Source organism: Blastococcus sp. SYSU D00820 (genome assembly GCF_054050695.1).
This window is the reverse complement of the sequence record NZ_JBJGZW010000034.1, coordinates 36739-47287: the sequence shown is the minus strand read 5'-3', so window position 1 is coordinate 47287 and position 10549 is coordinate 36739. Positions and strand designations below refer to the sequence as shown.

General features: G+C 76.1%; 8 protein-coding genes. 5 read left to right on the top strand and 3 right to left on the bottom strand.

Annotated elements, in window-relative coordinates; translation table 11 throughout:
- Positions 1-197: 197 nt before the first annotated feature.
- Positions 198-6365: a DUF3320 domain-containing protein gene (locus tag ACI79R_RS22745; RefSeq protein ID WP_456575962.1), complete on the bottom strand. Its 6168-nt coding sequence runs from the start codon at positions 6363-6365 to the stop codon at positions 198-200.
- A 157-nt stretch (positions 6366-6522) separates the two neighbouring features.
- On the opposite strand from ACI79R_RS22745, the gene ACI79R_RS22740 reads away from it, so the two are divergent.
- The 5 genes from ACI79R_RS22740 to ACI79R_RS22720 all read left to right on the top strand — a co-directional run bounded on the left by ACI79R_RS22740 (position 6523) and on the right by ACI79R_RS22720 (position 9351).
- Positions 6523-6642: an excalibur calcium-binding domain-containing protein gene (locus ACI79R_RS22740; protein ID WP_456575961.1), complete on the top strand. Its 120-nt coding sequence runs from the start codon at positions 6523-6525 to the stop codon at positions 6640-6642.
- A 308-nt stretch (positions 6643-6950) separates the two neighbouring features.
- Positions 6951-7409, top strand: coding sequence for an NUDIX domain-containing protein (locus tag ACI79R_RS22735; protein WP_456575960.1), 459 nt, complete (start codon positions 6951-6953; stop codon positions 7407-7409).
- A 100-nt stretch (positions 7410-7509) separates the two neighbouring features.
- Complete coding sequence (locus ACI79R_RS22730) at positions 7510-7662, top strand: hypothetical protein (RefSeq protein WP_456575959.1); 153 nt, start codon at positions 7510-7512, stop codon at positions 7660-7662.
- 179 nt (positions 7663-7841) lie between these two features.
- Complete coding sequence (locus ACI79R_RS22725) at positions 7842-8813, top strand: ferritin-like domain-containing protein (RefSeq protein ID WP_456575958.1); 972 nt, start codon at positions 7842-7844, stop codon at positions 8811-8813.
- Between the two features lie 112 nt (positions 8814-8925).
- Positions 8926-9351: a hypothetical protein gene (locus tag ACI79R_RS22720; protein WP_456575957.1), complete on the top strand. Its 426-nt coding sequence runs from the start codon at positions 8926-8928 to the stop codon at positions 9349-9351.
- A gap of 81 nt (positions 9352-9432) precedes the next feature.
- Here the strand turns inward: ACI79R_RS22720 and ACI79R_RS22715 are convergent, their stop codons facing one another.
- Complete coding sequence (locus tag ACI79R_RS22715; RefSeq protein ID WP_456575956.1) at positions 9433-9714, bottom strand: DUF427 domain-containing protein; 282 nt, start codon at positions 9712-9714, stop codon at positions 9433-9435.
- A 51-nt stretch (positions 9715-9765) separates the two neighbouring features.
- On the bottom strand, positions 9766-10434 hold the full coding sequence (locus tag ACI79R_RS22710; RefSeq protein ID WP_456575955.1) for a hemerythrin domain-containing protein: 669 nt from the start codon (positions 10432-10434) through the stop codon (positions 9766-9768).
- Between the last annotated feature and the right edge of the window lie 115 nt (positions 10435-10549).

The window sequence follows — 10549 nt, the reverse complement described above, 5'->3', positions numbered from 1 at the left end:
CCCCCCCCCGCCCCCCCACGGCGCGGCCCCCCCCCCCCCCCCCCCCCCCCCCCGCCGGGGGGGGGGGGGGGCCGGCCCCCCCCCCGCCCCCCCCCCCCCCGGGGCCCCCCCCCACGAAGACGGGGCCGGGGTGTTGCCCCCCGGAAGCTCGTGCTCTGCCCACACCGGTGGGCAGAGCACGAGGACGCGCGGAGGAACTAGTCGGCTACGGGCGGCACGACGAGCAACCCGGTGTCCTGCCGGACCAGCCGGTGCTTGGCGACCACCAGCGTCAGCGCCTTCTCCAGCACCGGCGCCAGCGACGGCGTGCGGCGGCGGTAGCCGAACACCTCGCCGGTGCGCAGGAACAGCTCGTCCTGCGTCATGCCGGCACTGGCCCGGCACAGCGCCACCATCGCGTTGCCGATCTCCTCGGGCGGGACGTGCTCCAGCGGCCGGTCGGCGCTCGAGGCCTGCCGGCGGAACCCGGAGTAGGCGCACCGGTCGGTCGCCTCGGACCACACGAAGTCGCCGACCACGCAGCCCTGCGGCAGCAGCGCCAGCAGCGCGTCGCGGCGGGCCTCGGTCACCCGGGACAGCCCGAAGGCGCCGGCCGCCAGGCGGGTCAGCCGGTCGCGGTGGATCGGCCCCTCCGCCTTGACGCCGGCCGTGAGCACCCGGCGCACGGTCCGCGCCACCCGGGCGTCGGCCAGCTGGTCGAGCACCTTGCGCTCGCCGGCGGTGCGGGGCACCCACGGCACGAACGGCAGCTCGTCGTCGAGCTGGGCCGGCGACTTCCGCGCGGACGGGCGGCGGGCCGGCTTCGGCGCCGGCTGGGCGGCCGGCTTCCCGGCCGGCTGCCCGGCCGCCGGCTCGGGGACGGCGACCGGCTCGGGCTCCGGCTCGGGCGCCGGCTCCGGCACGACGGAGAGCTCGACCGCCGGCTCCGGCTCGGCGACGGGCACGGCGACGGGCTCGGCGACGGGCTCGGCGACGGGCACCGCGACGGGCACGGCGTGCACCGCGGCCGGCACCGACCGCAGCGGCGTCACCACCGCGCGCGGCGGCTCGGGTGCCGCGGGCAGGGCCGGCACGACGGGCGCAGCGGCGGGCGCGGGCCGGTCGTCCACGACCGACAGCACCGGCCGGACCGGCGGCGTCACGGGCACGGGCACGGGCACCGCGGGCGGCACCGGGGGAGCGGCCGGCACCGCGGCGACCAGCGCGTCGAGCACCGCCTCGCGGTCGCGCAGCCACGACGGCAGCCACACCCGCTCCACGGCCGGCCAGCGCAGCATCCCCGACAGCACGTCGACCGGGAGGCCGTCGCGGTCGCCGACGGTCCGCCGCCGGGCCCAGGCCGGGCCGTCGAGCAGCACCGCCATGACCGGGGCGTCCGGCCGCTCGGGGCGAGCCACCGACAGGTCGATGCGGAACTCCGAGAGCCCGACGTCGGTGCGCACCACCAGCCCGCGGCCGCGCAGCGCCTCGGCGATCTCCTCGCGGTGCCGGTCGGGGACCGCGGCCGGCCGGGCCTCGCGGGGCAGCGCGTCGGTGCCCAGCGCGGCGAGGTCCAGGTAGGCCCGCAGGTGCTTCACGCCCACCGACGACGTCTGCTCAGCGCGCAGCTGCGACGGGTCGAACGACGAGAACACGACCACCTGGCGCCGGGCGCGGGTGACCGCGACGTTGAGCCGCCGTTCCCCGCCGACCCGGTTGAGCGGGCCGAAGTTCAGCGGCAGGAACCCGCGGTCGTTGACGCTGAACGCCGTCGAGAAGAACACGACGTCCCGCTCGTCGCCCTGCACGTTCTCCAGGTTCTTGACGAACAGGCCCTCGCCGTCGGTGCGGTCCAGCGCCTCGACGAGCCGCTCGTCGCCGGCGTCGCGCAGCAGCGCCTCGATGTAGGAGCGCTGCTGGGCGTTGGACGTGACCACGCCGATCGAGGGCAGCGCGTCCGGCGAGGCGTCGAACCGGCGGCGGATCTCCGCCACCACGGCCTTGGCCTCCATCGGGTTGGTCCGCAGCAGCCGGCCGGCGCCCGACCGGTGGAACGTGCCGTTGACGCGCACCAGCGAGATGCCGCGGCCGTCGGGCTCGGCCGAGGCCTGCCCGTGCGTGGGCGCCGGGAACGACGACAGCCGGTTCTCGTAGTAGTTCGCGTTGCTGAAGGCGATCAGCGACTCGTCCTGGCTGCGGTAGTGCCACGACAGCCACTGCCGCGGCACCCGGGCCTGCACGCACTCGCTGAGGATCGACTCCTCGTCCTCGACCGCGGTGCCCAGCAGCTCACCGGCGTCGTCGTCCGCGGAGCCGGTGGAGACCTCGGCGAACGACGTCGGCGGCATCTGCCGGCTGTCCCCGACCACGACCGCCGCCTTCGCCCGGCCCAGCGCGCCCACGGCGTCGGCCACCCGGATCTGCGAGGCCTCGTCGAACACGACCAGGTCGAACAGGCCGGCCTCGGCCGGGAAGAACCGCGCCACCGAGTCGGGGCTGACCAGCACGCACGGCATGACCGAGGTGACCAGCTCGCCGTACTGCGCCAGCAGCCCGCGCACGCCCAGCCCGCGCCGCTGCTTGGCCAGCTCCCGCTGCAGCGCGCCGACCTGGCCGTTGCCGCTGGCCGCGTCGAACGGCCGGGCGGCCAGCACCGACGCCGGCAGCGCCGCGGTCAGGTGCCGGCGCACCGCGCGCGAGGCCGCGGTGAACCGGGCGATCGCCTTCTCGTGCACCCCCTGGTCGAACCCGTCCAGGCCGGCGGCGTCCCGCCGCTCGGCCACCGAGGCCAGCGCAATGCCGTACTCGAAGGCGCGCAGCGCGTCGTCGGCGGGCAGCTCACCCCGGACCAGGGCGGTGCGCGCCTCGGTCAGCCCGGCGGCGCGCAGCGGCTCCAGCGTGTCGAGGAACGTCAGCCACCGGCGCAGCGACATCAGCCCGGTGTGCTCGACGCCGCGCTCGGGGCGGGTCATCGCCCAGCGGAACAGCAGGCCGTCGTCGCCGGCCCAGGCGGCCAGCCGCGCCGCCGTGCAGCCGCACACCTCCAGCAGCCCGCGGACGGCGTCGGCCAGCCGGCGCACCGCCGCGGCCGCGGCGGCGTCGGGGCCGGGCCCGGCGACGACGTAGCGCCGCAGCGAGACGGCGAAGTCCGAGGAGCTGTCGACGACGGCGCCGGCCCGGCGCAGCCACTCCACCTGGCCCTCGAGCAGCGCCGGGTCCAGCAGGGGATTCCACCCGGCCGGCACCGCCAGCCCCGGGATCACCGAGGCACGCGCGGCCAGCGTGTGCGCCGCGGTCTGCAGCCGCCACAGCGAGGCGGTGAGCTCCGGGACGTCCTTGAGCTTCACGGTCACGTCCGGCCGCAGCACCGGCGCCAGCTGGTCGCGCACCGCGCGCAGCCCCCGCCGGCGGGCCCACCAGCGGGCGGCCTGGGCGGTCTGGGCGGCCACGTACATGTCCGCCAGGGGCAGCTCCAGCGCCTGCGGGGTGGCCACCTCCAGGCCCGGGTGCACGGCCGCGGCGAACTCGGCCACCTCGCGCAGCACCGTCGTGGTCGCCGTCCGCCAGCGGCCGGTCGGCACCTCGTCGAGGACGTCCAGGTGCACCTCCGGGCCGCCCAGCAGGTGGGCCAGCCCGTCGAGGTCCTCGGGCGTGCGCACCTCGCGCAGCGCCCGCTGCAGCTGCTCCTCGGCCGGCAGCTCGCGGATCGCGGCGTCGACGGCGGCGGCGGTCTGCTGCGCGGCCAGCAGGTCGACGGCGGGGGAGTCGACGAACGCCCACGCGTGCCGCGGCGTGGGGCGGGCGAGGTCGGCGATGTCGGGCAGCAGCGCCAGCGCGCGGCGGACGGCGGTCATCGCCTCCGGCTCCGCGGCGGCGACGAACGGCGCCGGCAGCGGCATCGGCTCGACGGCGTCGCCGGCGGCGAGCACCGCCGTCCGCGCCGAGTAGAACGACAGCCCGGCGGCGTTCTCGGCGTGCAGCCGGTCGGCGTAGCGGGCCAGCGTGCGGCGGGCCGAGCGGAGATCCTCGCCGTCGGCGGCCAGGCCCTGCTCGTCGACGGCGACGGCGTGCTCCAGCGCCTCCTTGACCTGCGCCCGGACGACGGCGGCCTTGCTGCCCTTGTCGTGCAGGTCCAGTGCGAAGGGCCCCATGCCCACGGCGTCCAGCCGGCGGGCGACGACGTCGAGCGCGGCCCGCTTCTCGGCGACGAACAGCACCCGCTTGCCGTCGGCGACCGCGCGGGTCAGCAGGTTGGTGATCGTCTGGGACTTGCCGGTGCCGGGCGGGCCCTCCAGCACGAACGTGCGCCCGGCCGCGGCCTCGGCGATCGCGCGCAGCTGGGAGCCGTCGGCGGGCACCGGGCAGGCCGCGGCCAGCTCGTCGAGGTCGGCGCGGGCGGCGGTGTCGGGCGCCGGGTCGGCGAAGGCCTCGGTCGGCTGGTGCACCAGGTGGTGCACCAGCGGGTTGGCCGCGAAGTCGGCCCAGTGCTCGTCGAGGTCCTTCCACAGCCGGTACTTCGCGAACTGCAGGACCGCGAGGTCGGCGGTCGGCTCCACCCGGTGGGGTAGGCCCGAGTCGGCCAGCGCCTGGCGCATGGCGGTCAGCGCGCGGTCCAGGTCGATGCCGGAGCCGTCCTCGGCGGGGTCGGCCAGGCCGGGCACGGTGAGGCCGTGCAGCTGGCGCAGCTTCTCCAGCAGGCAGTGGTTGGGCGTGGAGGTGCCGCTCTCGTCGAGCGCCAGCCGGTAGACGCCGTTGCGCGAGGCCGGGGTGAGGACGACGGGCACGAGCACCAGCGGCGAGCGCAGCGGCCGGCCGTTCAGCTCCCAGACCAGCGACCCCAGCGCCAGGTAGAGGTTGTTGGCGCCGGTCTCCTCGCGCACGGTCTTGGCCTTGTAGGCCAGCCCGCGCAGCCGGGAGAGGTAGCCGCCCTCGCTGACGTCGGCGTGCACGGCGCGGCGCTCGACGAGGGCCTCGGCGAGCTGGTCGGCCGGCAGGTCGCGGGCGGTGCCGATGCCGCGCTCGCGGGCCACGGCGGGCAGCCGGTCGGCCGGCAGCAGGGTGATCGGCGTGCCGTCGGAGACGAAGTTCTCCAGCGTGGCCAGGTGCTCGTCCGGCACGGTGAGCGGCAGGCCGGCCCGCTCGGTGTAGTTGATCAGCCGGTTGCGCAGCGAGAGGTCGAGCAGGCTGTTCTTCCACTGCTGCACCCGCGCCGGCGCCTCGGGCCGGCCGGGCACCGGAGGAGCCGGCGTCCGCTCGACCGGGCGGGCGGCCACGCTGTGCACCGCTGGGCGGTACTCGACGACCTGCACGGTGCCGTCCGCGCCGCGGGTGCGGGCCGGCAGCGGCACGATGCCGTCGCGGCGGGCGCGGTGCACGTCGGTCACGCCCAGCACCCGGTCGAGGTCGCCGGTCAGCCAGGCGGCGTAGGCGGCGCGGTGCAGGTCGGCCGGGGCGGCGCCGTCGGCGCGGCTGGTGAGCAGCGTCGTCTCCACCAGCCGGACCAGCCCGAGGTCGACCAGGTTGACCAGCGGCGCGACGTCGGTGGTGGCCGCGCTCTCGGCGCTGCGTTCCTCGCGCCAGTAGCCGAGGAAGGCGTGCCCGTCGGCGATCCACAGCAGCGGGCGGATGCCGGCCTGCTCCAGGGCGGCGGCGAGGGTGACGACGGTGTCCAGGCAGGTGCCGACCCGGCCGTCGAGCACGTCGCCGGGGGTGCGCACCTTCTGCCCGACGTCGGCCCAGCTGGCCGGCGGCTCGCTGTAGCGGATGCCGCGGCGGCGCATCGCCTCGACCAGCGACCCGACGATCTCGTCGGCCCGCTCGGGCCCGGACTGGTAGCCCTGCACCGACGGGTCGCCGGTGCGCTCGGCCAGCAGCGCGCTCGCCTCGTCGACCAGCACGCCGACGGCGGGGTGGTTGGGCTGCACGTGCGCGGCGAGCATCTCCAGCGCCAGCGGCACGGGAGCGGCCAGCCACTGGCTGGCCGCGAGCACCTGCACGGGGACGGCGGTGCCGCCGACGTCCTCGCCGTCGACGAGCAGGTCGATCTCGATCGAGCCGGGCCGCTGCTCCTCGATCTGCAGCATGGCCGCGGGGTCCATGACCAGGCCGACGTCGCTGAGCACCGTCGTCTGCCCGGCGTCGAGGTCGACGAGCACCTCCACCGCGCTGCCGATGCGGCCCTCGGCGTCGCGCACGCCCAGCCGCACGGTCGCGGCGCGGACCGCGCCCCCGTGGTTGGTGAAGGCCAGGCGGGAGACCACCGGCACCCGGTTGTGCGCCAGGGCGTAGCTGAGCACCGGGGTGCTCGTCGCCTGGATCGCCACGGCCGCGCGGGCCGTCGTGTCGGGAGCGTGCGCGCGCGCCCGGCCGTCCGGAGTGGTGCTCATGGCTGCCTGTCTACCGGTCCGGACGGACCGGTCCGGTCACCCCACGCGAGCGTCTGGGACGGGTGTGACGGACGGTGCCGATCGTTGCCGGCGGGTCGTCCACGGTGGTTCCCCGGACGCGCCGGGCTGCCGATCCGCGCGCGGGACGCCGGGGCCCGTGAGGCAGGTGGGGCGGTGCCGAGCACCCCCGGCCCCGGCGGCGCCGATCCACCGCGGCGACCCCGGCTACTCGACCAAGCTGGACCGGGACGGCGACGGCATCGGCTGCGAGAACTGACGCCCCCGCGCGTGAACGTCCCGCTACGTCCGGGGGACAACTGGTCGATCGGTCGCGCCGCTGCTTCCGGCGCGCACGCCCCGCGTGCGACCGTCCCGCCCCGTTCCACGGACGAGGAGGTCGGTCATGGCGTGCCAGCAGTGTGGTCGGCAGGGCGAGGGGTGGCAGGGTGCGGAGCGCCCCTGCACGGGCTGCCGCCCGCAGGCGACGGCGATCCGCCGGGTGCGGTCGCGGTGGGGGAGCGGCCAGGCTGGCGCCGCCCGCTGAGGGGTCGGCACCCGGGCCTGCTGCTCTGACAGGCTGGGCGGGTGCCTCGACGCAGCGCCGGGATCCTGCTCCACCGCGCCGGACCGGCCGGCCGCGAGGTGCTGCTCGGCCACATGGGCGGGCCGTTCTGGGCGCGCAAGGACGCCGGGGCGTGGTCGATCCCCAAGGGCGAGCACGGCGCGGACGACGACCCGCTGGCAGCCGCGCGCCGCGAGTTCGAGGAGGAGACCGGCTCCCCGGTGCCCGCGGCGGAGCTCGTGCCGCTGGGCGAGGTGCGGGCCTCGGGCAAGGTGCTCGCCGTCTGGGCGGCCGAGGGGGACCTCGACGCGGACGCCGTCCGCAGCAACACCTTCTCGCTGGAGTGGCCGCCCCGGTCCGGGCGCATGCAGGAGTTCCCAGAGATCGACCGGGCCGCCTGGTTCGGGCTGGACGCGGCGCGGGTCGCGCTGGTCAGGGGCCAACTGCCGTTCCTCGACCGGCTGCAGATGACGGTTCGCTGACGTCTCGTCCCACCCGTCCCAGGGCGCTCGGGACGGCCGCTCGGGGGTGGCAGGTTCTCCTGGCCCGAGTCCGCGCCGGACTCGTCGAGAGGAGTACCCCGTGCACTGCGACACCTGCGGCACCGCCGACCAGCGTGGCACCTACTGCGTCTCCTGCGGAGCAGCGCTGCTCCAGCTCACCCAGCCGGTGCTCCGGCTGGAGACGCGCCGCAAGCCCCCCGTGCCCCCGGCCACCCCGGTGCCGACCGCCTGAGCGGCGCACCCCGGGCGGCCCGCGCGACGAGGCCCGGCCGCCCGGGGGACACGTCGGCATGTCGACATGTCGTGACGGGGTTCACTGCTAGCAATCCGCTTGCAGGAGTTAGCGGTCGGCCCCCGGTGGGCATCTCTCCAGACGTCCGGTCATCCCCGATCTCTGGAGTTCCCACCGTCATGACCGACAACGCCAAGATCATCAACCAGCTGCGCGCCCTCGTCCTCCTCACCCAGACCGAGGAGCAGGTCGCGCGCACCCGGGTGGCCCAGGCGCGGACCGACGCCGTCCGCCGGGAGCTCACGCAGAACGCCGACCACGCCGCGGAGCGGACCCGCCTGATCACCGAGCAGCTGCGCGCGCTCGGCGGGGTCCCCGACGTCGTGACCCCCGCGATCGGCCGGCTGTCGGCCGTCCTCAAGGCCACCTTCGAGCAGGCCGAGCCGCTCGAGGAGGCCCTCCTGCAGGACCTGCAGCTCGAGCACCAGCTGCTCGACCGCGCCACCTACCTCAAGGTGCTCGCCCAGAAGGCCGAGCTGCCGCGGGTGCAGCACCTCGCCGAGCGCCTGATCACCGCGCACGAGGCGACCGTCGAGTGGCTGACCGTCGTCCTGGCCGAGGAGGCCCTCGGTGGCCCGGCCGCGCTGGTGGCCACCCCCTTCCAGCGCGTCGCCGGCACCGCCGCCCGCGCCGCCAACGCGCCGTACCGGTTCGTGGCCAACCGGGTGAACGAGGTGCTCGACACCGCCCAGCAGCGGCGCGAGGAGGCCGGCGAGAAGCTCGGTGAGGTGGCCGGCAAGGCCGGCCAGTTCACCGACGCCGTCCGCGAGACGCTGACCGTCGGCCGCAGCGCCGCGCTGCGCCGGGCGGAGCGGATCGCCCGTCGCGAGGGCAACCGGGACGCCGCCGACGCCGCCCAGGCCGCGCGGGAGGAGCTCGGTGACGTCTCCGCCGACGAGCTGCCGATCAAGGGCTACGACTCGCTCGGCACCTCGGACGCCGCCAAGGCCGCCAAGGCGCTGCGCTCGCCGCGCGACATCAACGTGATCATCCGCTACGAGGAGACGCACAAGAACCGGTCGAGCGTGATCAGCGCCGCGCAGACCGCGCTGGCCGCCGTCGCCAAGGAGGCCGTGGGCGTCGACAGCTGACCCCCACGCTCCGGAGGCCCCGCACCCCATCGGGTGCGGGGCCTCCGCGCGTCGGGAGATCTGCGTCGCACCGCGTTTGACCCGCCGAGCCGGCCGGGGATGGATGAGACCCATGAGCATCACACCCGAGGCACTCGAGCGGGAGTTCTCGCTGACGACCGCCGCCACCCGCCTGGACTTCCTCAGCCGGCGGGACAACGGGGCCACCACCCTGAACACCGTCGCCGACGACGACCCGGACTCCTGGGCGTCGTTCAAGGACGCCGAGACCTCCCTCGACGTCCCCGAGTCGCTGGAGCTGCTGGCGCTCGGCGAGGTGATCGCCCGCAAGGCGCGCGACAGCCAGCTGGTCGGCTTCCGGGCCGCGCTGCGCGGCGGCGCGAGCTGGGAGCAGATCGCCGCCGCCCTCGACACCGCGCCCGAGGAGGCGTGGACGGCCTACCACCGGCTGATCGAGCGGCACGAGCGCACCGAGGGCATGGACCCCGACGCCGCCGCGGCGGCGCGGGACCTCGCGGGCGCCCGCCCGCGCCGGTAGCGCGAGACGACCTCAGGCACAGGAGGCTTTACGCACGTTCTCGGCCCCGGAACGTGCGTAAAGCCTCCTATGCCCGGACTCTCAGCGGACCTCGACGCCCTTCCAGAACGCCACCCGCCCGGTGATCTCCTTCGCCGCGTCCTTGGGCTGCGGGTAGTACCAGGCGGCGTCGGTATTGGTCTGCCCGTCCACCTCGAGCGAGAAGTACGACGCCTCGCCCTTCCACGGGCAGGTGGTGTGGGTGGCCGAGGGGCGCAGCACGTCCTCGCGCACCGCCTCGCGCGGGAAGTAGGCGTTGCCCTCGACGGTGACGATGTCGTCGGACTCGGCGATGACGGTGCCGTTCCAGGTCGCAGTGGTCATGGCCCGATCGTCCCCCTCCGCGGGGCTCCCGGGCCAGGGACGGCGGCGCGGTCAGGCGGTGCCGCGCACCCGGGCGAGCTGCCGGCGGTAGACGCGCTCGCCGGCCAGCCGCCACAGCACCCGCGCCCAGCCCGGGATCTTGTGCCACAGCCGCTCCCGCTCCGCGTCGTCGCACAGGTCGAAGCCGACGCCGAGCCAGTAGAGCCCCTTCTTCTTGTCCATCGCCTTGGCCGCGGAGTCGCCGAAGGCGTTCCACTCGGCGACGCTCAGGTGCTGCTCCATGATCGGCAGCAGGTGCACCTCCTCGTCGTGCAGGTGCTCCTCGAGCGCGGCCGACAGCGCGGCCAGCCGGGCGGCGAGCCGGTCGCGGTCGGCGGCGCCGGCGTCCCCGGTCCAGGCCGCCCACAGCGGGGGCAGCTCGGCCAGCAGCGCTGCGACCCGCTCGTGCTGCTCCTCCATCCGCTCGATCAGCGCGGCGTCCATCGGGCAGCGCTGCAGCAGCACCGGCCAGAAGTGCTCGTCCTCGAACGAGTGGTGGTGGTGCAGCACGTCGGTGACGAACCGATAGTGGTCGGCCAGCACGCCGGCGCGGGCCCGGTCGCCCTCGGCGGTGCCGCCCACGAGCGCGGGCAGCATGCCCAGCTCGTGCCGGAACACGCGGTGGGCGACCACCATGTCGTGCACGTGCGGGCGCTCGTCGGTGGCGGGGGTGGTGGTCATGGAGAGCTCCTCTCGGTGGTCCGCGGCCGCTCGCCGCGCTGGAACCGAGACTGGCGGCGGCGCTTGACCGGACCTTGACCGCCGCTGGACGGCGATCGGCCCTACGCTCCCTCCC

Bases quoted from the DNA above. Each gene is read 5' to 3' on its own strand.
- ACI79R_RS22745 (WP_456575962.1), bottom strand. From the start codon at position 6,365: ATGAGCACCACTCCGGACGGCCGGGCGCGCGCGCACGCTCCCGACACG.
- ACI79R_RS22725 (WP_456575958.1), top strand. From the start codon at position 7,842: ATGACCGACAACGCCAAGATCATCAACCAGCTGCGCGCCCTCGTCCTC.
- ACI79R_RS22710 (WP_456575955.1), bottom strand. From the start codon at position 10,434: ATGACCACCACCCCCGCCACCGACGAGCGCCCGCACGTGCACGACATG.
- ACI79R_RS22715 (WP_456575956.1), bottom strand. From the start codon at position 9,714: ATGACCACTGCGACCTGGAACGGCACCGTCATCGCCGAGTCCGACGAC.
- ACI79R_RS22720 (WP_456575957.1), top strand. From the start codon at position 8,926: ATGAGCATCACACCCGAGGCACTCGAGCGGGAGTTCTCGCTGACGACC.